The sequence below is a fragment of the Acidithiobacillus sp. HP-11 genome, assembly GCF_015100075.1.
Lineage (GTDB): Bacteria > Pseudomonadota > Gammaproteobacteria > Acidithiobacillales > Acidithiobacillaceae > Acidithiobacillus > Acidithiobacillus thiooxidans.
Window position 1 is genome coordinate 1 of the sequence record NZ_JACKYY010000004.1, and the last position, 25,106, is coordinate 25,106.

Here is a 25,106-nt window from a genome sequence, read left to right on the forward strand (position 1 = left end):
TTGGTGAAAGTCGCCTATACCATGCAGAACCACTGGGACGGCATTCTACGTTGGTTCGAGAGCCATCTGAGTAACGGCACTCTGGAAGGTTTCAACAGTCTGCTCCAGTCCGCCAAATCCAGGGCACGGGGCTATCGCACCCACAAGAATTTTATTAACATGGCTTACCTCGTACTGGGTAAGCTGGATCTCAAGCTACCCACTTAAAACAGCGAGGAACCCATATATCGTCCTTCGCGCCCGATTGTATCTTTGGATGAAGCTTTGATGCGAATCGGTCTGCAGGTGGTAGTTCGCATGGCGCTGGGCCTTACCCTGATCACTGAAAAACTTCCTGACGCTCCTGATTTTGATTTGAATCGTTTCTGGTCAGCCAGCTTGTTACGGGCGATTGCTATGCAGGCCCTGGCAAAAGAAATCGGGAACTGGCCCGCCGGTGAGATTTTTATTTTTGGCTTATTAAGTGAAATCGGCACTTTGATGATGGTCTGTACTGCTCCAGAAAAAAGCATCATATTTAACAATAAAGGCCTAAGTTTTGCTGAGCAGAAAATTCTGGAAAAAAATGAATTCGGATTTAGTCGTCATGATTTGACTGCCGCTCTGATGCGGCAGTGGCGACTCCCGGAAACCATGGTTATGGCTATTGAAAACTGCAGTTCCGGCACTGATTTCGAACTTGAGCACGCATCCAATAGCGCGCCAGATCGACTGCAAACCCTTATTCGCATTCTCGGTGCCGGACGTAGTATCACTGAATGGGCCATGTCTCCAGCGTCTGATCGCAGCCTGGAAGTCCTGCAGGAAAACATCCAAAGCTGGTGGATGAATACGCCGCACTTCGTAACCATGATTCACCATATACTCGCTGAGTGGAGAGATATCGCCGAAATTTTTGAATTGCCGCATTCTCCCCCGGGACTTGAAAACCTGGAGTCTATACGTAATACGTTGATGCGTTTACGAGAGGATCACCAAGATATTCGCAACAAACCACTACTTCTGGTAGATGACCAGGCCGGAGACCGAGCATTGTTACAGCGCACTCTCGAGCCTGCCGGTTATCAAACCCTTCAGGCTTCCACTGCAGACGAAGCCTTCACCATTATTTATAAAAATTCTCCTCGGATTATTCTGTTGGATTGGGTGATGCCCGAAATCGACGGTCTGGATTTATGTCGTCGGCTGCGCCGCGAGTTTGGCCCCCGACTGTACATTATTATTTTGACGGCTCATTACGATCAGAGCTATGCCGTGGAAGCTTTGCAAGCCGGTGCCAACGATTATTTGAGCAAGACTATATCCCGGAGTGTTCTATTAGCTAAACTTGCTGTAGCCCAACAGATAGTAGAATTCATTTCTTCACTTGAAAGTAACTGCGAAAAACTCATTCATCAAAATAACTCGTTACAATCCATGGCTATGAAAGATGCATTAACCGGTCTTGCCAATCGTCGCGGAGCGGATGAGTTTCTGAAGCAGCACTGGTCGAATGCCCTGCGCAGTCAAAGCATTTTAAGCTGTATCATGATAGATATTGATTATTTCAAACAAATCAATGATCAACATGGCCATGATCAAGGAGACCTGGTACTGGAAGCCATGGGAAAACTGCTTCTGGAAACGTCACGAGTGGGTGATCTTACGGCACGGGTGGGAGGAGAAGAATTCATGATTGTCTGCCTCCAATGCCAATTGACAGACGCAGCCGCCTTGGCCGAACGTATCCGTCGCAAAGCCATGAGTCTGTCTGACAAGCTGCCGCCCATTACCATTAGTGCCGGTGTTGCCGAATTAACTGAAGACATAACTGACAGCGAGACATTAATGCGTGCTGCGGATCAGGCTTTGCTTGAAGCCAAGCGAAATGGTCGAAATCAGGTGATTTGTGCGCCCAAAGCTACTGGGAGTGCTGCATAATGATCGGCCTGATTCAAAAACTGGTTTTGCAGAGGGTCGAGGGACCATAGCCCTATTGGCAGGTCTTCAAGTTGCGGATCATTGGCAATTAGGTGGTTTTCACCCAGGGCTTTTAGCGGGCGCGGCCAATGGCAATGGAAGCACTCCTGGAGTGGCTGCGGGCATACTCCCGGCAATAGTTGGCTTTTCGGCGGCGGCCCCACCGATGATTTGTTGAGCAGCACTGCTATTATCCACACTTTTTTCCATTTTCTGATTATTAACAATCCGCAATGCCGCTTTTTGACTTAATACTACGATGCTTACTCGTCTATTCAAGGGAGAGTCCGGCTCTTTAGGCACGTACAACACCGCCGATCCCATGCCGACTACTCTCAGTATTTTACTTTCATCCAGACCATTCTGAACCAGCACCTGGCGAACAGCGTTGGCACGTCCCGCCGACAGATTGAAATTACTGTAGCCTTTGCCGCCATTAGCATAACGTACGGCATCCGTATGCCCGGTAATACTGATCTGATTGGGTAATTGATTCAAGGTTGGTGCAATAGCCTTGAAAATCGTCTGAGCATAAGGCTCCAGAACAGTGCTGCCATTCGGGAACATGGAACGTTTGGCGCTATCCACCACCTGGATTCGCAATCCTTCCGGAGTAATATTGATCAATAACTGGTGACGAAAAGCCGCCAGCGCAGGGTTGCTGGCAATTTGTGCTTCCAGGGCTTTTTTCAAATGGTCCAGATTCTTACGATCCACTGCTTCTACAGCCGCAGTGAGGGTCGGATTACTGGCAAGATTTTGCCGCTTTTCGCCGCGCTGAATTTCGCCAACAGTTTTCGTCAGATTCTTGCCACCGCCGGGCAAAATGGAATTGGAAGATCCACTACCGGGTCCCCCCATCAATGAAACCCTCTCAGGATTTTTAAACCACTGGGCAATCCCTTGTAATTGTGCTTTGGTAGTGGACCCCAGTAACCACATCAACAAAAAGAAGGCCATCATGGCGGTGATGAAATCCGCATAAGCGATTTTCCAGGCACCACCGTGGCCTCCGCCGCCTCCTTTTTTGATGCGTTTTATGACAATAGGCTTATTTTTTCCCTCTTCAGCCATGATCTGTCATTTCCCCTTGAGCTCCCGCAAATGATTGTCCAACTCTTGAAAGCTTGGACGTTCTGTCGAATATAAAACCTTACGGCCAAATTCCACAGCCACCTGGGGCGGATAAGCATTCATAGTCGCCAGTAACGCCACTTTGATACATTCAAAAATTTTACTTCCTTCTGCTGCCCGATCTTCCATTCGCGAAGCCAAGGGCGACAAAACGGCATAACCCAGAAGAATACCCAGAAAAGTCCCTACCAAGGCTGCAGCAATCAACTCACCCAGCACGGAAGGCGGCTTATCTACGGAACCCATGGTATTTACCACGCCCATTACCGCAGCAACAATACCGAAGGCAGGCATTCCGTCGGCGGTACGAACCAGGGCATGAATGGGAATTTCCATCTCCCGATGATGGGTATCAATATCCACATCCATGAGATTTTCCATTTCAAATGCGCCAAGATTTCCGCCAATCATCAGGCGTAAGTAGTCGGTCAAGAACTCCATCACATGATGATCCGCAACAATACGTGGATATTTTTTAAATAATTCACTAGCCGTTGGATCATCAACATCGCCCTCGATAGACATGAGCCCACCCTGGCGAATCTTAATAAAAAGCTCATTAAGCAAACTGAGTAGTTCCATATAAACGGCTTTGTTGTACTTTGACCCTTTGAAGGCGAGTGGAAGGGCTTTAATGACGGCCTTGAAGGTTCGGGGAAATGTCGCAGCAAAAAAAGCACCGAAAGCACCGCCGCCAATCATGAGCAGTTCATAGGGTTGGATCAGTGCAGTGATGGCACCACCTTCCAGCATGAAACCACCAAAAATGGCACCCAGTGCAACCACATAGCCGATGATCAGAAACATGTGCTAAATCCCACTATTGTACAACAAAACTGGCAAAATACACGGCCGCTATAGGCGGGCTTTTCTCTGGTGTCGGTTTAGCCAGGGCGCCGCCATCTGTTTCCAGCACCTTGTTAACCAACTCTTTGATTTTTTGCAGGAGCTGATCACGCACTGTTGGCTGGCTGACCGTATCGGCATTCTGGGCACTCAATAATAGCAAAATGCCATTGCGAATTTCCGGCATATACGATTTGACTGAGGCTTCCACCGAAGGGTCATAAGTTTTCAGCTGAATCTGAACCTGTATGTAGTGGGTATTGCCATCTGTACTCTGCAAATTGGTTACCAGGGAGCCAAGATCAATGAACTTGGTGTTCTGGAGTTTTTGTTTAGCCTGTTGTTGGGCGATTTGTGCAGGGGTCGGAGCGACAGTGGATCGCATCATGAACCACCAGACAGCAGCACCACCAACTATCACCAGCAAAACAATGACTGCAATCAAGATGATAATGAGTTTATTTTTTCCTGCTTTTTCTGCCATGGCGTCCTTGCCTATATGTATTATTCAAAAATATAGATTTAACCAGCGAGCATATCATCAAAGTCTATTAATCTGGAAAACCGGACATTTTCATCTCTCTGATCACCGTGCACAATAGACCACTCCAGTCGCAAATCCGCAATGATCGGCTCACAACCGTAAAGTGCCTCCAGATCATTGAACATATTACAGTGGGCCAATTTGAGCAGCAGGTAACGATACAAGCGGTCCAGGCGCAGAATCACTGCTTTTTGGGTTTCTTCTCCTAAATGCAGAAGCAGATGTTGTACGAGTTGCTCGGCGCGTTCTACTGCCACACGTTTGGCCGTATAATCACGGTGCTCGAGGGCGTTCTGGATGCGCAATAAATAGGCTACAACGCCTTCCAGACCGAGCTGCACCAGTGAAAAATCGGTTTGCTCAATGGAATCCAGACGCTGGTCACGCGCAGATCGCTTTGATGTATGGTGCATAATGGATCTCCCCACCCCCGTAATAAACAGGATAACGGCACATCGCGGGGAAAACTTAAGGATGCCTCTTCCACAAAGACCAGAACTGGAAAAGTCGAAAAGTGGCATGGCTTTTGCTTTTAAATCTCCAACGGAGGTGAGTCATGACAGCACAATCACAAACTGAAACATACGCGCATCAAAATGATGCTTCTCAAGTTGACACTAGCCCCTATCTGGCTGACCTCGTTAATTTTTATGAAGCATGGAAATCATTCTGGCAGCTTTGGCTACGCGAGCACCTGCAAGGACGCCCATTACCTCGACAAGCTGAGCAGGACGTACTGCAATCCTTACATACACCGGAATCGCGGATCCCGGAAGCACGTCGAGTGTTTTGGCAGGACCTCCAGAAAAGCTACCACAACATTCTGCAAAGACTGCAAGATCTCAATTTCAATGAGGAACCTGCCAATAATTTATTTGCAGTGATGAATGCTGCCGAGGCTCTTGAGCGCCAATGTTTTGACGAAATCGTGGCTTTTAGTAGAAACCTGGGGGAAGTGGATCCACTCACCGGCCTGCTTAATCGTCGCCGTATGGAGGAAGACCTCTGTCGCGAACAGGCTTTGGTTGACCGTGGTGCTTCTGCATTTATTGCCATGCTGGATGTGGATCATTTCAAGAGCTTCAATGACCGCTTTGGACATCTGAATGGTGATCTTGTCCTGAAGGAACTTTCCCGCCGTTTGTACTCTGCTCTGCGCCCTTACGATGGATTGTATCGCTACGGTGGCGAAGAGTTTTTGACTATATTTCCGCAAATGCATAAAAGCTGCGCCCTACTAACTGCGCAGAGATTGTGTCAAAAAATCGCCTCCGCTCCCTTTCCGCTGGAACAACACGCCCCTGTTCAGGTAACCATTTCCATCGGGATAACCTCCTTGCTGCCTAATGTGCCATCCCATGAACGGATTGCCATTGCCGATGCCGCACTGTATCAGGCCAAACATGAAGGGCGAAACCAGGCGCGCCTGCTGCCTTGATCTTTCCTTTTTTCTGTTAAGTCATTACGATATTCGGCGAGCGTAGCAAGCATCAAAGGCACTATCAGCATGACCCACAAAACTCCCACAGAAATTGCCCGGGAAGCCCTCAAACGCCTTATGGAGCTTGGTTTATCACCGATCCCCGAAAATTATACGCAGTACTATCATGAAATTTCTGGAGCACACAGCACCCCCGAAATAAATTGGCAACATCTTATGCGCCGCTTCTGTACGGAATGGGAAAGATCGCAAGCGGGTTTATCGCATCTTCAAAAAATATTAGCTAAAAATCAGCTTCTGGACGAAAAAAATACCGGCACTTTAGCCATAAAAATGGAACAACTTCTCCAAAAATGGGAAAAACTTCCCACACGTCAGGTAAAAACCAGTCTCGAAGAAACCAATCATGGTGCTTCTGAAGAGGTGAATTGTGAAGGCTGGCAGAAATTATTCAAAACGGTTATCCGCCATTCTATACGGGACCAAGACCCGCCTGGCGCACTTCTTCTGGAGCAACTGGATGGGCTTCTCAACGAAAAAGAAATCCAAGCGGATGCTCTGTTTCCTTTAGCCAGAGATATTTTACAACACCAGCAGGAGCTGGATGAAAAAGAAATAAAAATACGCAAAGGATTACAGGAACTTTTGCAATTACTGCTGAGAAACGTTGCCGACCTACTTGATAATGATGCATTTTTGTCCGGGCAAATGGATGTGGTGCGCCAGGCCGTGCAATTGGCTGATAATCATGAAGAGCTGGATTTGGCAATCCATCGGGTAAAAGAAGTCATTTTTCAGCAAGGAAAACTCAAATCTGAAGTCAGAGAAGCCCGCGAGGCCATTCGTGATCTCGTGAATCTGGTGCTGATGTCTGTCGAAAGCATGGCCGGTGAAAACGGACGCAATCACCAGCAACTGGAGAGCCTGGTCAATGAACTGGACAGCACGACAGATTGGCAGCAAATACGAAAAATTGTCAGTAAGGTCTTAAATACCAGCAAGAACATCACCAAACAATCCATTGAAGCAAGAAACACCTTGATCCAGGCAAAAAATCGTCTGAGCGCTGCCCAGGAAAAAATTCGCAAGTTGGAAGAAGAAATGGAATCCATCAGCCAGCTCGTCCACGTGGATCCCTTGACGGGAACACTGAATCGAAGGGGGCTGAATGCGGCCTTCTTGCGGGAATCCGCTCGAGCCCAACGTCTCAATCAGCCACTGACCGTCGCCATTGTCGATATTGATCACTTCAAAAAAGTCAATGATCAGTATGGACACGATCTGGGTGATCAGGTGTTACGGGGAATGGCCAAGGTTTTACAGGACACCTTGCGCGCCAATGACGTCATCACGCGTTACGGAGGTGAAGAATTTGTCATTTTGATGCCCGATACAACGCCGGAAAATGCATTGGATATTCTGGAGCGTGTGCAACTCCAACTGGGGCGGCAGTTATTTCAAGCTCAAGACCGGCCACTGAAAATCAGTTTCAGCGGAGGAATCAGTGTCTGGCAAAATTCCTGTAGTCAGGAACAAAGTATAGCTGCCGCTGACAAGGCCATGTATCGCGCTAAAAAAGATGGGCGCAAGCGTATTTACCTGGCTGATCAGGCAAACTCATCCACTTGATGCCCAGGCTCGCCCTTCTTGCGCTTCGGGGTTTTGGGCGACTTTGGATTTTGCTTTTGATCCTGACTGACAGGACGCAAAGGTTGGACGGGTTGAGTGCCGGTTTCTACTGGACGAAAAGGAATATCAGCCATTTGGGTGCTCCTTATTCCGCATAAAAGCTTTGAAGTCGTCCTTCAATAAGTTTTGGATTTTCTCCTTCCGCAATGCCGACCAGACCTTCAATGATCATCTCCCGCAAATAATTCTGCTGGTGAACAATACCCTTAAGCTTGTTGGAAATGGGCAGAAACAGCAAATTGGCAGAGCCCACCCCATATATCGTGGCAACGAAGGCTGTGGCGATACCCGCTCCCAACTTAGCCGGATCGGCAAGGTTTTCCATCACGTGTATCAAACCCAAAACCGCACCGAGGATACCTATGGTCGGTGAGTATCCGCCCGCTGACTCAAATACCCGCGCCGCCTGACGTTCAATTTCCGAGCGGGAATCCATATCCACTTCGAGGGTAGCACGGATTTTGGCAGGCTCTGAACCATCTACCAGCATCTGCAGCCCTTTACGCATAAATGGATCGGTGACGCTCTCCAATAATCCTTCCAAAGCCAGCAGGCCATTTTTGCGCGCTGTATTACTCCATTCCAGAAGCTCTTGAATAATCGGTTGAGGATCTGTTTTGGGGGGCAAAATAATCCACGGCACCATTTTCAAAGAACGTACAAAAACCGGGAGCCGATACTGCACCATCACGGCACCCATGGTGCCGCCAATGACTATGATAAAAGCCGTAAGCTGCAAAACAGAACTCAGCTTACCGCCCTCCAGCAATTGTCCTAAAAATATCCCGCCAAAGGCCACCACCAGCCCTATGATTGTCAAAAAATCCATGTAGCACCCATTTTACGGAGCATCATTCCAATCACCAAGATTACTGCGCAAACGCAAAATCGCCTGACGCATAATCTGGCTAACCCGGGACTCCGTGACTTCAAGCACAATGCCGATTTCTTTCAGGGTCAACTCTTCCTGATAGTACAGGGCTAATACCTGCTGCTCCCGTTCGGGGAGGCATTTTATGCTACCTTGAAGATCTCGAGCGAATTCCGCAGAACCCAATATGGTGGTCATGTCAGGGGTTTTGTCGCGCAAATAACGTCCCGCAAAAACATCCTGATCCGCGCTTAAATCTTCCAGATAAACAATTTGTCCACCCGTATCCTGCAAAGCCGATTGATAGGTTTTGAGATTCCACCCCAAAGCAGCGGCAATTTCTTCTTCTTCAGGCGCGCGCCCCAGTTGCTGTTCAAGGCGCGTAATGGCTTTGCGTATAGATTGCTCCTTGGCCCGCGCACGCCGGGGAAGCCAATCCTGATTACGCAGCTCATCCATGATACTGCCACGGATACGCAAACTGGCATAAGCTACAAAAGCTTCACCCGGATTATTTTCCTGGCCGGAAAGCGCATCCATCAAACCAATCAAGCCCGCCTGAACCAGATCCGCCAATTCAATATTGGCCGGCAATCGGGCCCACACCCGCTGGGCAATGCGCTGCACCAGTGGCGTGAAACGCGCCACCTCTGCACTCATTGCAACGGATGGTTCCACGGCCCGCCGAGCGCTCATCAGATGGATATCTCAGGATGTTTCATCAGTAGACGCTCCATGAAAAAAGCCATATGTCCTGAAGCATTATAGGCGTGTGGCCAACGTTCAACCGCCATAGCCAAATCCTGCAGTGCGCGCGAAACCGGGGCATCCGGATACATTTCCACCACCGCTTTCTGGGAACGAACCGCCGCGCGCAGGGCAGGATCCAGCGGAACACTGCCAATCTGTTCCAAGGTCACATCCAGAAATCCGTCGGCTACTTTGGCAATACGCTGGAACAAGGCATCCCCTTCTCTTCGATCCCTGACCATGTTGGGCAACACCTTGAAACGACGCACTCCGTGATTACGGCTAAGCACCTTGATCAACGCATAGGCATCTGTAATGGAAGCAGGCTCATTGGACAGCACTACCAGAACCTCCTGTGCTGCCTGACTGAATGTCAGCACATCACCGGCGATACCGGCTGGCAGGTCTATCAACAGATAATCCATATCCAGACTCAGATCACCAATACCCTGAATCAAATTGGCCTGAGACTGTGTATCCAGATTGGCCATCTGTGCCACTCCACTGGCAGCGGGCAGGATGCGGATATTCCAGGGGCCGGTAATGAGCACTTCTTCCATGCTTTTTTCGCCGGAAATGACATGCGACAGGTTATAGCGTGGACTGAGCCCCAACAGCACATCGACATTGCCGAGACCAAGGTCCGCATCAAAAAGCAGGGGCTTGGCCCCCTGTTGCGCCAAAGCCACCGCCAGATTAACGGCGATATTGGTTTTGCCCACCCCGCCCTTGCCACTGGCAATGGCGATCACCTTGATTGGTTTTCTTGCCCGCATTCGGCGCAAGCCTTCTGCTTGATCTACTCTGTATTCGTCCTGAACCATTGGATTTAATCCGGATTCATTCATAACTGGGTGCCATGGTAACGGCTCCCCGGATCATCTGCCAGTCTCTCCTTATGGAGCGCGCCATTCATTTTGAGCAAGTTCATTATTTGCTCCCACGGCGCCTCATGCATATCTTCCGGGACTTTCTGGCCGTCGCTATACCAGGCAACGGGCAAATGCTGTGCGGCAAGCCATTCCAGCACTGCCGCAAAGGCCGGAGTTTCATCGATCTTGGAAATGATGGCTCCACTGAGAGGAATATCCGTATAAGGTTGCAGGACAGTAGCCAGATTTCGCCCACTGAGACTGGCAGGAATCAGTAAAAATCTTTGCGCATCAGCGCCCAGCGCCGCAAACCACTGGAGTTGTTCATTCAGGCGGGGATCCCTGGGTCCCATGCCGATGGTATCAATGAATATCCATGAGCGGTCACGATGCTTTTCCAGGGATTTCAACAGATCCTCGGGACCTTTGATCACATCAAGGGGAACACCGAGAATCCGCGCATAGATTTCGAGCTGTTCAACACCGGCAATCCGGTAAGTATCGGTAGTCAGAAGGGCCACCGAGTGAGGTCCATGACGGAGAACCTGAGCAGCAGCCAACTTGGCGATGCTGGTGGTTTTACCCGAGCCTGTTGGTCCCAACAAAACAAACAAACCTGGTTTTTCCAGAGATGTCTGGCTAATCCCGACTTTTTCCTGGAGAGTGTTGAGCAATTTCAGCTCCCACTCCCGGCATTCGCCCTGCTCCAGAAACTCCGAAATCCATTCCTCCGAAAAGCCCATCTCCCTCAAGGCTTCCTGAGCAGATTGCTGCACGGGTTGCGGCCCCCAACGTCTTTCCACCAGCTGTTTGAGGGCTTGCAGTTCATCTCGCAATGGTGCGGATGCCAGTGGCTGAGACATGGCACGTGGCGAGGCATTTGTCGAAGATTGTGACGGTGCTATTGTAGCCCCTTGCGCCGGTAGCTGTGCTGGCTGGAATGCTTCCGTTTTTTCCGGATGGGTACGCAAAGGCTCCGGCCAGGCCGGGATGGATTGGGTTTCATTCCATTGTTTTTCATCAAAATCAATGGCGGCAACTATTTCTACCGCTCCGTCAGACTCGCGATTGGAGAGTATTACGGCTTCAGGACCCAAAGTGCCCCGAATCTGCTGGAGAATTTCTCGGGTGTTGGCACCACTAAATCGTTTGATTTTCATAAAAACTGACTCCTGTTAGACGTTCAGGCACCATCCTGAAAAATCAGGCACCCAGGGTAGCCACCACCCTGATTTTTTTACTTTCGGGTATTTCCGCATAAGAAAGAACCCGCATCCGGGGCGCACTGCGCGCCAGAAAACGCGCCAAAAACGTGCGCATGGGGGCCATGGCCAACAATACCGGCTGCATCCCCCCTGCCTCCATTTGCTGCATCAAGTCCCCTGCCTTTTCCAGTACGCGTTGAGCCAAACCCGGCTCCAAAGCTTCGCCGTTACTATTGCGCAGACTCTCTTGCAATAAGTGTTCCAACTGCCCGTCCAGCACGGCAACAGGTAGTTCGGACTGCCCGGGAAACAGCCCCTGAACAATGTAGGGACCCAGAGCGGTGCGCACGGCTGCCGTCAATTCGTCAACATCCTGGCTTTGGAGTGCATGCTCCGCCAAAATTTCGACGATAGTGCGCATATCGCGAATCGGGACGCCCTCATTCAGGAGGTTTTGCAAAACTTTTTTCAGCTTGTCCGGGGAAAGCATTTTGGGAATGACATCTTCTACCAGTTTGGGAGAACGGCTGGCCAAATGAGAAAGCAAGCCTTCCACTTCTTCCCGACCCAGCAAGTCCGCACCATGGCTTTGGAGAATCTGGTGCAACTGGGTGGCAATGACGGTGGCCGGGTCCACCACGGTATAGCCTAAAGCCACGCTTTTATCGCGTTCATCCTTATCAATCCAAACAGCGGGCAATCCAAAAGAGGGATCAGTGGTCGGGGTGCCCGCGATTTTTCCGAGAACATTTCCGGGATCAATCGCCAGCAGCAAATCCGGAAACACCTCCCCACCCCCCACCTCCACGCCTTTGACGTTAATACGGTAGGCCGTCGGCCTCAATTCCAGATTGTCCCGAACATGGACTGCCGGTACCAGAAATCCAAAATCCTGGGCAAATTTTTTGCGAACCCCGCGAATTCGAGCCAGTAATTCTCCACCCTGGCCTTTGTCCACCAGCGGAATCAAACGATACCCGACCTCCAGTCCCAAAGGATCCAATGGCTCCACACTCGCCCAGGTCACCTCCTCCGGCTCTGTAGCACCAACAGGGGGCTCGACAACTTTTTCCGGCGCTTTAACCTGTTTGCCATACCAGACGATTGCGCCCAGCAAGGCTGCCGCACCCAGGAAAGGCAAATGAGGCATCCCTGGAATCAGACCCAGAATGGCCAAAATAACAGCCACAATAGTCATCACTTCTCTATTTTGAAATACCTGGCCGATCAGCTGCTTGCCCAAATCCTGACCGGTATTGACGGTGCTGACCACAATACCGGCCGCTATGGATATGACCAAAGCCGGAATCTGTGCAACCAGGGCATCACCAATACTCAACAAGGTATAATCGTGGGCGGCTGTACTCAAACTCAGACCATGCTGCCAAATGCCAATAATCAGACCACCAATCAGGTTGATAAACAGAATCAAAATGGCCGCTACCGCATCACCGCGTACAAATTTGCTGGCACCATCCATCGATCCGAAAAAGTCGGCTTCCTGCGCAATTTCGCTGCGCCGCCGATGAGCCTCTTCCTGATCGATAATTCCTGCATTTAAATCGGCATCAATGGCCATTTGTTTGCCGGGCATGGCATCCAGGGTAAAACGGGCGCTGACTTCGGCAATACGACCAGCCCCTTTGGTAATCACCACAAAATTGATGATCACCAGAATGGCGAAAACAATAATGCCAACGACGTAATCTCCACCCACCACAAACTGACCGAAAGATTCAATCACCTGCCCTGCGGCGCCCGGACCATTCTGTCCATGCAGGAGAATAATTCGCGCAGCAGCCACGTTCAGGGACAAGCGCAGCAGAGTCGTCAGCAATAAGGCCGTAGGAAAGGCGGCAAATTCGAGGGGCCGCTTCATGTAAAGGCTGACCAACAGAATAATCAACCCCAGGGTAATATTGAACGTAAACAGAATATCCAGCAGAAAAGTGGGTAGCGGGATAATCAGCATGGCCAGCACCATAATCACCAGTATGGGCGCGGCCAGGGTATGCCAGTTGAGTTTTTGCAAGAGACGGCTGATAAAATTCATCGCTTAATCCCGTTTGTCCAGTTCTGCCGGAACAGACCAGGTCTCCGGCAATGGCGGATACTGCTGCGGAGCAGCCACCCGTAATTGATATAAATAGGCGAGAAGTTCTGCCACTGCCCGATACAAGCTCAAGGGAATTTCCTGCTCCAGTTCGACATGATGAAACAGAGCGCGCGCCAATGGTGGTGCTTCGACAATAGGAATGTGGTGTTCGGCGGCAATTTCACGAATCTTAGCAGCCACCAGATCGGCACCTTTGGCGAGTAACATGGGGGCACGTTGTTCCCCTTCTTTATATCGCAGGGCAACGGCATAGTGGGTTGGGTTGGTCACAATGACATCGGCTTTAGGAATGGCTGCCATCATCCGCCGGCGCGCCATTTCCCGCTGCATGGCGCGCACTTTGGATTTGATTTCAGGATTACCATCCGACTCTTTCATTTCATCCTTGATTTCCTGACGGGACATTTTCAACTTCTGATTCAGGGTCCAGATCTGGAAAGGTACGTCAAAAAGCACGATCAACAGTGTGGTGGCGGAGAGGATCAAAAAAACCAGTCCGCTCATTCGCATCAGATGTAAAAGAGCATGATCGGGGGTTTGCGCTACCAGGCCGAACAGTGCGTTACGCTGCGCCCAAAGCAGGGTCACCCCGAAGCCACCGATCACCAGGGTTTTCAAAACCGCTTTCACCAGTTCCAGAGCACCATGTTTGGAGATGATTTTCTGGGCACCGCTGATTGGATCCAGCTTGGTAAAATCCGGTATTAAGGATTGGGTACTGAAAACCCAACCGCCGACCATCAGTCCCGACGCAATAACTGCCACCAGCAAAATCAGGAAGTAAGGCAAGGTCATCCAGGTAGCCATCATTAACATACGTGCAAAATGTCTGAGCAAATCACCAGAATCCGTCATTTCGGGAGTAGACAAATGTAGGCCGGCATATAAAAAAGTAGAAAGATTTTGATAAATATGGTCCGCAAACACATAAAACAAACTCGCAGAAACCAGTAACAGAGCACTGGTAGACAGCTCCCGGGAGCGCGCCACCTGGCCTTTTTTGCGGGCGTCCTCCTGACGTTTCGGCGTCGCCGCTTCAGTGCGTTCCTGCGCGTTTTCTTCCGCCATCAGACGGCCTCTCTAATGAGGTGTGGCTGAATAGTCATGGCTGTGCCGCCGTCAACATGGTTTTACCGGCAAAGCTCATGGACATGCTCAGCAAATGTTCAACCAGCATCTGCATGGCGGGCATGAATATATAAATGGCCAGCAGCCCAAGTCCCAACAATAGCGGAAAGCCAATTACGAAGATGTTCAGTTGAGGTGCCAGCTTTCCCAATATCCCCAAGGCAATATTGACCAGTATTAATGTACCCAATACCGGCGTGGAAATGGCCAGGCCCAGGGAAAATATCACGGCACCTTCGCTGACCAGCAAATGCCAGGTTGAGGGGTTAAGGCTGAGGCTGGCGCTGACCGGCAACAAGGTAAAGCTGCGCATCAAGGTTGCGAGTACCAGCAATTGTCCATTCATCCCCATGAACAGCAGCAGCACCAGCAAATTCAGAAAATTGGACAAGGTCGGGACTTGCACACCGGTAACAGGGTCAAAAAAGCTGCTGAAACCAAGCCCCATCTGCAAACTGATCACCGAACCAGAAAACTGGATCACGCTGAAAATCAGGGTAACGGCAAAACCCAGTCCAAAACCAATCAATAATTGCTGAATCAGGAGAACCACCCCTTCGCCGCTCAGGAAATGCACGGCGGGCATGGCCGGCAATGCCGGGGCAATAGCCACGCTGATCAGCAGCGCCAAGCCTACCCGAACCTGCACAGGTACTTGCGTCGCACTGAATACCGGGGCAGTGGAAAGTAACGCAAGCACCCGTACGAAAGGCCAGAAGACCAGGCCGATCCAGTGCTCTAATTGCAGACTGGTAAAGTGAATCATTGATCAATAAGATGAGGAATATTATGAAAAAGCTGGATGGTATAATCCATCATCAAATGCAACATCCAGGGTCCGAGAATAACCATGACCAAGCCCATGGCAATCACCTTGGGCACAAAACTCAGGGTCATTTCGTTGATTTGCGTAGCCGCCTGGAAAATGCTGACCAGCACCCCGACCACCAGAGCAATACCCAAGAGCGGAGCAGAAAGCAGGAGCGTCGTCCAGATAGCCTGTTGCCCCACATCAATAACACTTTCAGGAGTCATAATTAGGTTCTCCTCAATGCACAAAACTTTGTACCAGCGAACCAATTACCAGATCCCAGCCATTGACCAGCACAAAAAGCATCAGCTTGAAAGGAAAAGAGATGGTGACGGGTGACAACATCATCATGCCCATGGACATCAGCACCGCTGCCACGACCAGATCAATGATGACAAAAGGAATAAATATCAGAAAACCGATCTGAAACCCGGTTTTCAGTTCGGAAGTCACAAAAGCTGGAACAAGCAAAGTCATGGGCGTATCGACAGGGGCCTGCAACTGCTTATGTCCGGATAATTTGACAAAAAGCGCCAGGTCATCCGGTCTGGTCTGGGAAAGCATAAATGTTCGCAGGGGCCCTTCGGCACGAGACATGGCCTCGGTGAGGTTGATCTGGTTTTTGGTTAATGGCTGCAGGGCCTGAGTATTGAGCTGCTGAAAAACTGGCGCCATCACAAAAAACGTCAAAAACAGGGAAAGCCCGACAATAATTTGACTCGGAGGCATCTGGGTAGAACCAAGGGCTTGCTTGAGCAGGGATAACACAATGATGATGCGGGTAAATGCGGTCATCATCAGTAACATGGCTGGCAGGAAAACCAGCACGGTCATGAAAATCAGGGTTTGGATGCTGAGGCTGTACTCGGTAGCGCCCCCAGCCTGTGGCGTTGCGGTCAGGGCCGGGAGCCCTCCTGCCAGAGCAATCCCCGGCAGGAAAAAAACCATCAGTCCGGTAAAGAATCTCCTGAAGGCGGATGTTGATCGCCGGTTTTTACATTTCCCTTGGGGGCTGGGGTGTTTGGGCTCCATGTTCCTTGCTTACGCCTCTCCATCGCAGTACGTAACCAGCTGGCAAAAGCCGTTGCTGAATTACTGGTCGTATCCGGCAGCGCTATCTCCAGGGTATGCAACAGATGAATGCCTGTTGGTGTTACCCCGATTAGCAATTGCTGCTCTCCGACCTGTACTAGCAAAAGACGTTCCCGCGTACCCAAAGGCAGGGATGTCACTACTTTGAGCCCGGCAACCGGGTTATTCATTGCGCCCGGCTGGAAATGTTTGAGCATCCAGATCACCACAAAAAATATAGCCAATACAAACAACAAAGCTGCAAACAACTGCAATATGGACATCCAGGAAAAGGGGCTACCCGTGTCCATCACGGCGGGAGTACTGGCTTGGGCCAAGGGACTGAACCCGGACAATACCCAGAAGATCAGCCAAAATTTTGGCGCTTCAAAAAGACGTTTCATCGCAATTTTTTGGCGCGCTCTGCCGGGCTGACAATATCGGTCAAGCGGATACCAAATTTGTCATTCACCAGCACGACCTCGCCCTGGGCGATCAGATAACCGTTGACCAACACATCCATGGGTTCACCGGCAAGCCGCTCCAACTCGACCACAGAACCTTGGGCAAGCTGCAACAAATTACGAATCTGAATTTTGGTTTTCCCCAATTCCACCGAAAGGGTTACTGGAATATCCAGTATCATATCGAGATTTTGTGCCTGGGTTCCGGTCGATCGGGAAGCTTGTAATTCCGGCATGGGCACGGGTGTTGCTGTTTTTGCAGATGCGGCAGAAGAAGGAACACTCTGCTCTGCAGTGGCCCCTGCCTCTCCGGAAACAGATCTGGAAGGATTCTCAGCAGTTGTTTCTGCAGCCTCCTGTTCGCTCATTGCTGCCGCCCAATCAGCCATAATATCGTCAGCCTGAGCATTGTCAGCAGACTCTGTTGCAGACGCCGCCGGGGTATTCTGTTCTTCAGCCATCTTTTAGTTCTCCATAGCGGCCATAGCTGCCTGCCCGGCAATCATTTCCGGACATAAATGTTTTTCCAACTGCACAGCAATTTTTCCGTTAGAAACCCCATAACGCCCGGAAAAAATCGGGATTCCATCCACCTGAGCAAAAACCTCCTCGGGCATTTCTACAGGAATAATGTCTCCATCACGGAGCGCCAATAATTGCCGAAGAGTCAGTTGCGTTTGCAGAAAGTGTACTTCCAGTTCCAGAGAGGCCTCCTGCATTTCGTCCTGCATGGATTGTACCCAGCGTCGGTCAATTTCCGAGCGGTCGGCCGTCGTTCCGGCGGTCAACTGATCGCGGACGGGTTCTACCATGCCATAAGGCAGACAGATCTCAAACGTACCACTCCCCGACTCCAGCTCAACATTGAATGTACTGACAATCACTACTTCCGTGGGTGTGGCAATGCTGACAAATTGCGGGTTCACCTCGGAACGGGTTAATTCTGGATTTAATTCGGTTACGGGTGTCCAGGCATTTTTAAAGTCCTTAAATGCCAGGTCCAGTAGCCGTTTAATAATTCTTTGTTCCAGAGGCGTGAATTCACGGCCTTCAATACGCGCATGAAAACGTCCATCACCGCCGAAATAATTATCTACCACGGCGAAAATCAGGCGCGGATCAAAAACAAACAATGCCGAACCACGCAAGGGTTTGATTTGCACAATATTGATATTACTGGGAACGACCAGTCTGCGTATAAATTCACTGTATTTAATTAAGCGCACCGGACCCACAGAAATTTCAGCGGTGCGGCGGAGAAAATTAAACAGACTGACCCGCCATAGTCGTGCAAAGCGTTCATTGACCACTTCCAGAGTGGGCATGCGGCCACGCACAATCCGATCCTGATTCGCCAGATCATAGGGACGAATACCGCCCGGATCAGGCTCAGGTTCAGCGTGTATTTCGACATCACCATCTGACATGCCCTTAAATAGGGCATCCACTTCATCCTGAGAAAGAATATCCTGTACCATGGCGTCACCGTATATGGAGTGTCAGGACATTGCAAGATTCATGCAAAAGCATTGATCAGACCCAAATGCACTTTAAGAACAGTGGAAGGCGCCGTACTCTCCAGCGGCTCTGTCATGGATTTGACAGTGTCCGCCGGGGTTGATCTGTTTTTAGAAAAAAACCGTCCACCGCTATCTGCACCTACATTGGCTTGACCAAGACTCATCCCCGCAGCGGCAAAGCTTTGTTGTAACTGCGGGATGGCCGTACTAATGGCCTGCAGAACCTCCGGATGGGGCGATATAAAAGTCGCATTTGCCTGTCCATTGGCCTGAATATCCAAATGCACTTCCAGAGGACCTAAATGCGGCGGATTGAGTTGTAATGTTGCCTGCTGAATCCCCTGCCCCAACAGGAACTGAACCTGCTGCCCCAGAGCTTCGCCCCACTGCGGATTCGCACCGACCGGGGCGGCCACAACCTGCGCAGTAGGCGTAGATGCAGCGGGTGGTAACATAATCGTGCTGGCAAGTAACGGCGCTGCGCTATTACCCACAAGACCGACTCCCGAATCAGAAACGGTCTTCAATAATTGCGTGGAAGGATCGACCCAGGAATTGCTGAAAGCACTTGATGCGATAGATTGTGGGCCGGTAGTGGAACTCGCAGCGAATGCCTGGGCGAGATTCTGCAGAAAATGTCCGACAATTTGTGATGCTGACCCATCTTGGATGGCCGAACGCGCTACTGAAGCAGTCAATTTTCCGTCCGTAACCGGGTGATCAGCATCTGCCACCTGTAAAAGACCCGGTTGCGAAGACCGGGGCAAGACAGACTTTTCTGATACTTGTGCTGACTGATTCCCGCTACCACCCATATGGGTGGCAGCGTTATCCTCTCCAGAAAAGTCAACAGACGAAAGCGTCTGACTGGAATCCGGCGGTATGACGACAGGTAATGGCAGCAACCCGCTTGGCAAATTTTCTGTCATTACAATAGATGAATTGGCTGGTTGATCTTTCGATTTTTTAGGGTCACTGTCTTTGCTAACCGTCCCATTTTGAGCTCTAATATTTGACTGTGGCTGCGGCAAACTTTTGCCGCTTACAGGTTGCAGTGAATTTGCCGCGTCCGCCTGTGTTGTTTCAGCAGAGGATTGAGAATGTCCACTCGGGTTCGCACCGATATCGTGCTGAGGGTGCTCTGTTGACTTTTGCGGCGGCGGCGTTTCCCGTGATTGCTGTTTTGCCATGACCGCAGCAAATTTTGTACTGTCAGACTTTTCCTTGCCTGCTGGCGCGCTGCCCTTACCCACGGGGTTTGAGGCAAGACTTGATGAAGACACGAGGTTGACGATGCTTACGGCTGCCATCCGGATAAATCCTCAGCTTAAAATTATCAGACAGTACCCAAGCAAATTTCACACCAGCTCATTGACAGCCAGGGCGACGATTCGCCCACTCATCCAGTTCTTTCTGAATTTTGCGTAATTCCAGCTCATGTTGTTCAATCTCGATACGGCGTGCCAAAGCGGCAAAGCCTTTTTCCTGGACACGGGCAGAAGCCCATTCAGACTGGATTTGCGCCACGCTTTGCTGTTGACGTAGAGCATTTTCCTTCTGAATCTGCAGGACCTGCTCCAGTTGATGAATAAAATTGCGGGTATCCAGAGCCTGCGCACCGAGGATTCCTGAAGTCTCAGCTGCAATCGCCTGATTTCGATACTGCTGCAGATAATTTTCCAGGAGTTGCAACTTCTGCTGCACTTCACTCAGTAAACTTCGCTGCTTTCCTAGACGAACAGCTATTTCTTTCTGTCTTTTATCAGCATCCTCCCGCAAAAATAACAAGACGTTCTGGCGACTCATCATCTATAACTAACCCTCTTCCAGATATGTTGCCATGATCTGCGCCAATTGCTCCTGACTGCTCTGCAAAGACACGGACTGCTGCTGATTCTGGCGGAGAAATCCCAGAATGGCCGGATAAGCACGTACTGCCTGATCCAGCAATGGATCCATGCCCGGCGTATACGCACCCACCGCAATCAGATCCTGATGTTCCCGATAACGGCTATAGAGACGTTTTAGACGGTGCAACTGATTGATCTGAGCAGAAGACACGATGTTGGGCATGACCCGACTGATGGATGCTTCCAGATCAATGGCCGGATAATGGCCCTGCTCCGCCAGACTGCGTGACAAAACCAGATGCCCGTCAAGAACTGCCCGGGCATTATCAGCAATAGGGTCTTGTTGATCATCCCCTTCCATCAAAACGGTATAAAAAGCCGTAATACTCCCGCCGCCCACCGGACCGTTGCCCGCCCGTTCCACCAGCGCTGGCAGCCGCGCAAAAACCGAAGGTGGATAACCCCGAACAGCAGGTGGTTCGCCCACGGCCAGGGCGATTTCTCTTTGGGCCATGGCATAGCGGGTGAGTGAATCCATGAGCAGCAAAACATGCTTACCCTGGCTACGATAATATTCGGCGATGGCTGTGGCCAGATGGGCCCCACGAATCCGGGTCAAAGCCGGAACGTCAGCAGGGGCTGCGACTACGACAGCGCGACGCAGCCCCTGCGCACCAAGAATATCTTCTATAAATTCCTTGACTTCACGACCACGTTCACCAATCAGCCCCACCACAATCACGTCAGCATCGGTGTTTCGCGCCATCATACCCAATAAAACACTTTTGCCGACGCCACTCCCGGCAAAAAGCCCCATGCGCGCGCCGCGACCAATGGTAAACAAGGCATTGATGGCGCGCACCCCAACATCCAGGGGGCGCTTAACCGGGGCACGCTGCATGGGATTGATGTTGACACCCAACAGAGGCACGCGGATGAGTCCTGACACCGGGCCAAGACCATCCAGAAACTGACCCTGTCCATCCATTACGCGACCCAGAAGACGTTCGCTGACACTCGCCTGTGCTTCCCCGGACAAGGGCTGTACCCGGGCACCGGGCCTGACTCCGTGCAAATCACCGGCAGCCATCAACTGCAGTTTTTCGTTGTGAAAACCGACCACTTCGGCATCAATACCGCGTTGATTGCCGGCTTCCACCCGGCAGCGGGTGCCGACACTCACATCAAACCCTTCGGCTTCCAGAACCAACCCCACCATGCGCACCAGGCGGCCGCTGGGCAGCAAGGCGGGGAATGTTTCAGGTAATCTTTGCGTATAATGATTCAGGGTATCTCCCCACAATTTTTGCCGATCAGCAAAGCGCAACATCATACCGAAAGCTCACCAAACAAGCGTTCGAGAACGGCACGCCAGCGATTTTCCAGGCGCAAATCAAGCTGAGTGGCCGCATGATCAATATCCCGATCCTGCCAACGGCGGTCGGGTCTGGCCGCATTATCATCCAGACCCGCAGAAACCAGGACGCCTCCCCGTTCGATTTGGGGATCAGCAAGCAAATCCACTCCCTGGTCGGCAAGCTCAGGCATAAGACGCTGCAGCATATCCACATCATCAGGATGCAAACGAATAACCGGGTTCACACTCCGCAGAGGTACCGCGCGCAATGCTTCCTTCAACAAGGGCAGCAAGACTTGCGGGCGGAGCCGCAATTCGTGACGAATAACCTGGCGGGCGATTTCCAGAGACAGCGCCAGCAAAGATTGCTCAACACTGGCATCCAGGGCTTGTAAGGGCGAAAAAAGACCGGAAAGAATATCCTGCAAAGAACGTCTTTCAGCTTCTGCGCGGGCCAGCCCCTCTTGATAGCCTTCGGCCTGCCCTTCTTTAAAACCTTGCTGATAACCCTGCTCATGCCCTTTCTGCTCACTTTCCGCATAAATGGCCTGGAGTTGTTCAGCGGTTGGTAAAGCGACGGCGGCAGCAGAAAGGGTTTCGCCCTCTTCCAGTGACGAGCCCGTGGCACCTTGGGAATCAGGTGAAAAATTTTTGACCTCCGGCAATTGCCAGCGCTGTACCTGAGCACTGCTGTCTCTGGAGATGATCTCCGCACCCTTGTTCACAGGGGCTGCCCAATCACAACATGGCCTCGCTGCTGCCACCACCCAGACTGAGCTGACCGGCGGCATCCAGTCGCGTAGCTATCTGCAAAATCGCCTTCTGACTGCTTTCCACCTCACTGACCCGTACCGGACCTTTGGCCTCAAGATCATCGCGCATCATTTCTGCCGCACGTTTGGACATGTTGGCAAAGAATTTTTCGCGCAGTGCGGCATTGGCACCCTTCAGCGCCGTCACAAAACCATCCGAGGGTATTTCACGCAGTAACACCTGCATGCTGCGGTCATCCAGCTTGATCAGGTCGTCAAAGACAAACATTTTTTCCTGAACCTTGTCGGCCAACTCATCGTCGGTCTCACGCATGTTGTCGAGAATGCTGGATGAAAGACTGGTTTCCAGGCGGTTCAGAACATCAGCGGCGGCTTTTGGTCCGCCCAGGCTGGCAACCTGCAGGCTTTGCGCTTCACCGGAAATTTGTTCCTCCAGAATTTCATTCAACTCGCGAATGGCCGCAGGCTGCACCGTTTCCAGGCTGGCCAGACGCATCATGGCTTCACTGACCAGGCGATCAGGAAGATGATGAATGACCTCTCCCGCCTGCTCCGGCTCCATATAGGCAAAAATCATGGCAACCACCTGGGGATGCTCCAGTTTGATCAAGTCGGCTATGGAACGGGCGTCCATCCATTTCAGATTCTCCAGACCACTGGCATCACCACCATGAAGAATCCGATCAATCAGATTACCCGCTTTATCCGCGCCCAGAGCCTTGGTCAACATGGCCCGAATATACTGGTCGCTGCCCACGCCCAGAGAAGTCTGGCGCTCCAGTCGGGAGCGAAAATCCGAAAGAACCACCTGTACCTGGTCCGTGGAGATATGCGACATCCGGGCCATTGCCGCACCAAGCTTCTGCACTTCTCGCGGTCCCAGGTGGCGCATGACTTCAGCAGCTTCATCCTCACCGAGACTCAACAAAAGAATGGCACTACGATCCATGCCACTGAGATCTTCACTCGTGCTCATTAGACAACCATTCTTTGACAACCTGGGCTGCTCTGGCCGGGTCTTGCATGACCAGCTGCCGGGAGACATACAAATCGGTTTCCAGGGGATTACCGGGAATGTTGACCTGCTCGCGAATGGCTTCAGCATTAGCCATTGCTGCTGCTGATTCTGGAGAGGCAGCCCGCGCCTCATTCACGGATTTTTCTCCAGATTCTATATCCGCACTCTCCATGCCGGGTTCCTGGCGCGCACGACGTTTTAAAAGCGGGCGGACAACACCAAAATAGAGGAGCAAAGCCACAAAAAGAATGACCAGATAACGCAGCCCGCTGTTCAGGAGATTCAGGAACCAGGACTGCTGCCACCAGGGCAATGCGCTTGCTGCTGACTGGGTAGTGAAAGGCATATTGACGACCTTGACCGTATCGCCCCGCTTGGCATTATAGCCAATGGCATCTTCCACCAGCTGCTGGATTTGCGCCAATTGCGCCGTCGATAAAGGTTTTGCCTTGACGGCACCCAGAGAACTTTCGGAAACCTGGTCATCGACGAGCACGGCCACTGACAGGCGCTTGACGGTTCCTACCGGCTGAACCGTGTGCACAATGGTCTTGTCCACATCGTAGTTGGTGGTTGAATCCGCACTGCTTTCAGTAGGCGCCAGCATTTTCAGCGTGGGGGCCAGAGCAATAAGCGCTCCAGGTGACAAATCGGAAGCCACCGGCGCAACCAGGGGAGCTACCGCCACTCCGGGAGGCGTGTTGGAGAGTGCTCCAGGAACCCCGTAAGGCCCGGAACCACCGGTTCCAGAAGTGCTATGGGTCTGCTGGCTGAGAATCTGACCTTTACCATAACTCACCGAACTGCTTTCACTTTTGGCGAAATCAATATCTGCCGATACGGCTACGCGCACGCCTTTGGCACCGACAATAGGGGTCAGAATAGCCTGAATACGTTTTTCGTATTGCTGGTCCACGCTACGCTGGTAAGCCAGCTGGGAAGGTTGTAATCCATTATCCGCATTGCCACGGGTGCTCAGTATATTGCCATGCTGATCCACTACCGTAACATTTTTGTCCATCAGCCCCGGCACGCTGGCAGCAACCAGATGAACAATGCCTGCCACCTGGGCACCGCTGAGTTCGCGACCGGGATACAGGTTCAGCATCACCGAAGCCGTGGGTTTTTCCTGCTCGCTCAGGAATACCGAGGGCTTGGGCATGGCCAGATGTACTTTGGCTCCCTCCACAGAACTAAGGGAGGCGATGGTTCTCTCCAGAGAACCTTCCAAAGCACGCTGGTAATTCACGTGCTCCACAAAATCACTGGTCCCCATGGGTTCATGGTCAAGAATGGCAAAACCCACACCGGCACCTTTGGGTAACCCGTCTGCGGCCAATTTCATGCGGGTCGCATAAACCTGATTGGCGGGTACGGAAATCACTGCACCGCCATCACCGATTTGGTAGGGCACATTCAGCTTCTGTAACTCGGCAATAACCTGCCCACCATCACGATCCGAAAGATTGGTGTACAAAACCTTGTAGGAAGGACTTCCGTTCATGAAAATCACGGCAATCAGAACGGCAAGCACGGCAGCCAGAGCCACCAATACGCCCAGACGGCGATTCGGCGGCAGCTCCTGCCAGCGTCGCTGCACTTGTGCAGCTCCGCCCGCCAGGTTGAGATTCGTCGCGGCTTCAGTCGCCATCAGCAGAATCTACGCAAGTGCCCGAAACGCAAGGAA

General features: G+C 51.2%; 27 protein-coding genes. 4 read left to right on the forward strand and 23 right to left on the reverse strand.

Annotated features, from left to right (window positions below; translation table 11 throughout):
• The coding region (locus H7F08_RS02020) for a transposase (RefSeq protein ID WP_193639733.1) at nt 1-207 on the forward strand (207 nt) is incomplete at its 5' end.
• A gap of 15 nt (nt 208-222) precedes the next feature.
• Complete coding sequence (locus H7F08_RS15695) at nt 223-1,920, forward strand: diguanylate cyclase (RefSeq protein ID WP_319803957.1); 1,698 nt, start codon at nt 223-225, stop codon at nt 1,918-1,920.
• Nucleotides 1,921-2,019: 99 nt separating this feature from the next.
• On the opposite strand, the gene motB is transcribed toward H7F08_RS15695, so the two are convergent.
• From motB to H7F08_RS02045, 4 genes are read right to left on the reverse strand one after another with little or no spacing between them, the layout of a single operon-like run.
• Nucleotides 2,020-3,033, reverse strand: coding sequence for a flagellar motor protein MotB (gene motB, locus H7F08_RS02030; RefSeq protein WP_010639913.1), 1,014 nt, complete (start codon nt 3,031-3,033; stop codon nt 2,020-2,022).
• A 6-nt stretch (nt 3,034-3,039) separates the two neighbouring features.
• Nucleotides 3,040-3,900 (reverse strand): flagellar motor stator protein MotA, encoded by an 861-nt coding sequence (gene motA, locus H7F08_RS02035; RefSeq protein ID WP_024892718.1) that lies wholly within the window; start codon nt 3,898-3,900, stop codon nt 3,040-3,042.
• A 13-nt stretch (nt 3,901-3,913) separates the two neighbouring features.
• A complete protein-coding gene (gene fliL, locus H7F08_RS02040; RefSeq protein WP_193639735.1) occupies nt 3,914-4,423 on the reverse strand; it encodes a flagellar basal body-associated protein FliL in 510 nt (169 codons plus the stop codon).
• 38 nt (nt 4,424-4,461) lie between these two features.
• Complete coding sequence (locus tag H7F08_RS02045; RefSeq protein ID WP_010639921.1) at nt 4,462-4,896, reverse strand: flagellar protein FliS; 435 nt, start codon at nt 4,894-4,896, stop codon at nt 4,462-4,464.
• A 143-nt stretch (nt 4,897-5,039) separates the two neighbouring features.
• Between H7F08_RS02045 and H7F08_RS02050 the strand changes: the two genes are divergently transcribed.
• Together H7F08_RS02050 and H7F08_RS02055 are read left to right on the forward strand one after the other, a co-directional pair.
• A complete protein-coding gene (locus H7F08_RS02050) occupies nt 5,040-5,921 on the forward strand; it encodes a GGDEF domain-containing protein (protein ID WP_010639923.1) in 882 nt (293 codons plus the stop codon).
• A gap of 69 nt (nt 5,922-5,990) precedes the next feature.
• Entirely contained in the window at nt 5,991-7,553 is a 1,563-nt protein-coding gene (locus H7F08_RS02055) for a GGDEF domain-containing protein (RefSeq protein ID WP_193639736.1), read from the forward strand.
• On the opposite strand, the gene H7F08_RS02060 is transcribed toward H7F08_RS02055, so the two are convergent.
• The 19 genes from H7F08_RS02060 to fliF form a co-directional block, all read right to left on the reverse strand.
• On the reverse strand, nt 7,532-7,687 hold the full coding sequence (locus tag H7F08_RS02060) for a hypothetical protein (protein WP_157999039.1): 156 nt from the start codon (nt 7,685-7,687) through the stop codon (nt 7,532-7,534). The two genes, H7F08_RS02055 and H7F08_RS02060, sit on opposite strands and share 22 nt — an antisense overlap.
• Nucleotides 7,688-7,698: 11 nt before the next feature.
• Nucleotides 7,699-8,442 carry a flagellar motor protein gene (locus tag H7F08_RS02065; RefSeq protein WP_010639927.1) on the reverse strand — a complete coding sequence of 248 codons (744 nt, stop codon included), beginning with the start codon at nt 8,440-8,442 and terminating at the stop codon, nt 7,699-7,701.
• A gap of 12 nt (nt 8,443-8,454) precedes the next feature.
• Nucleotides 8,455-9,144 carry an RNA polymerase sigma factor FliA gene (fliA, locus tag H7F08_RS02070; protein ID WP_226831072.1) on the reverse strand — a complete coding sequence of 230 codons (690 nt, stop codon included), beginning with the start codon at nt 9,142-9,144 and terminating at the stop codon, nt 8,455-8,457.
• 35 nt (nt 9,145-9,179) lie between these two features.
• Nucleotides 9,180-10,058, reverse strand: a complete 879-nt coding sequence (locus tag H7F08_RS02075) for a MinD/ParA family protein (protein WP_029316181.1) — start codon at nt 10,056-10,058, stop codon at nt 9,180-9,182.
• Between the two features lie 20 nt (nt 10,059-10,078).
• Entirely contained in the window at nt 10,079-11,266 is a 1,188-nt protein-coding gene (gene flhF / locus H7F08_RS02080; protein WP_193639738.1) for a flagellar biosynthesis protein FlhF, read from the reverse strand.
• Nucleotides 11,267-11,309: 43 nt separating this feature from the next.
• Entirely contained in the window at nt 11,310-13,364 is a 2,055-nt protein-coding gene (flhA, locus tag H7F08_RS02085) for a flagellar biosynthesis protein FlhA (protein WP_193639739.1), read from the reverse strand.
• Between the two features lie 3 nt (nt 13,365-13,367).
• A complete protein-coding gene (flhB, locus tag H7F08_RS02090) occupies nt 13,368-14,495 on the reverse strand; it encodes a flagellar biosynthesis protein FlhB (protein ID WP_193639740.1) in 1,128 nt (375 codons plus the stop codon).
• A 34-nt stretch (nt 14,496-14,529) separates the two neighbouring features.
• Entirely contained in the window at nt 14,530-15,321 is a 792-nt protein-coding gene (gene fliR, locus H7F08_RS02095) for a flagellar biosynthetic protein FliR (RefSeq protein WP_193639741.1), read from the reverse strand.
• Entirely contained in the window at nt 15,318-15,590 is a 273-nt protein-coding gene (fliQ, locus tag H7F08_RS02100) for a flagellar biosynthesis protein FliQ (protein ID WP_010639942.1), read from the reverse strand. Before fliQ ends, fliR begins: the two co-directional genes overlap by 4 nt.
• Before the next feature lie 13 nt (nt 15,591-15,603).
• Nucleotides 15,604-16,314 (reverse strand): flagellar type III secretion system pore protein FliP, encoded by a 711-nt coding sequence (fliP, locus tag H7F08_RS02105; RefSeq protein ID WP_075322636.1) that lies wholly within the window; start codon nt 16,312-16,314, stop codon nt 15,604-15,606.
• A complete protein-coding gene (fliO, locus tag H7F08_RS02110; RefSeq protein ID WP_193639742.1) occupies nt 16,314-16,841 on the reverse strand; it encodes a flagellar biosynthetic protein FliO in 528 nt (175 codons plus the stop codon). The genes fliP and fliO overlap by 1 nt, the downstream gene beginning before the upstream one ends.
• Nucleotides 16,838-17,362 carry a flagellar motor switch protein FliN gene (gene fliN, locus H7F08_RS15700; RefSeq protein ID WP_024892707.1) on the reverse strand — a complete coding sequence of 175 codons (525 nt, stop codon included), beginning with the start codon at nt 17,360-17,362 and terminating at the stop codon, nt 16,838-16,840. The genes fliO and fliN overlap by 4 nt, the downstream gene beginning before the upstream one ends.
• Nucleotides 17,363-17,365: 3 nt before the next feature.
• Nucleotides 17,366-18,379: a flagellar motor switch protein FliM gene (fliM, locus tag H7F08_RS02120; RefSeq protein WP_024892706.1), complete on the reverse strand. Its 1,014-nt coding sequence runs from the start codon at nt 18,377-18,379 to the stop codon at nt 17,366-17,368.
• Between the two features lie 38 nt (nt 18,380-18,417).
• Nucleotides 18,418-19,338, reverse strand: a complete 921-nt coding sequence (locus H7F08_RS02125) for a flagellar hook-length control protein FliK (protein ID WP_193639743.1) — start codon at nt 19,336-19,338, stop codon at nt 18,418-18,420.
• A gap of 451 nt (nt 19,339-19,789) precedes the next feature.
• The gene (gene fliJ / locus H7F08_RS02130) at nt 19,790-20,230 is read right to left on the reverse strand and encodes a flagellar export protein FliJ (protein WP_024892704.1); all 441 of its coding nucleotides are present in this window, start codon (nt 20,228-20,230) and stop codon (nt 19,790-19,792) included.
• Between the two features lie 6 nt (nt 20,231-20,236).
• Nucleotides 20,237-21,604 (reverse strand): flagellar protein export ATPase FliI, encoded by a 1,368-nt coding sequence (gene fliI, locus H7F08_RS02135; protein ID WP_024892703.1) that lies wholly within the window; start codon nt 21,602-21,604, stop codon nt 20,237-20,239.
• Entirely contained in the window at nt 21,601-22,353 is a 753-nt protein-coding gene (locus H7F08_RS02140; RefSeq protein ID WP_024892702.1) for a flagellar assembly protein FliH, read from the reverse strand. The genes fliI and H7F08_RS02140 overlap by 4 nt, the downstream gene beginning before the upstream one ends.
• Before the next feature lie 13 nt (nt 22,354-22,366).
• Nucleotides 22,367-23,377, reverse strand: coding sequence for a flagellar motor switch protein FliG (gene fliG / locus H7F08_RS02145; RefSeq protein WP_024892701.1), 1,011 nt, complete (start codon nt 23,375-23,377; stop codon nt 22,367-22,369).
• The gene (gene fliF, locus H7F08_RS02150) at nt 23,364-25,070 is read right to left on the reverse strand and encodes a flagellar basal-body MS-ring/collar protein FliF (RefSeq protein WP_031569759.1); all 1,707 of its coding nucleotides are present in this window, start codon (nt 25,068-25,070) and stop codon (nt 23,364-23,366) included. Before fliF ends, fliG begins: the two co-directional genes overlap by 14 nt.
• Nucleotides 25,071-25,106: the final 36 nt, after the last annotated feature.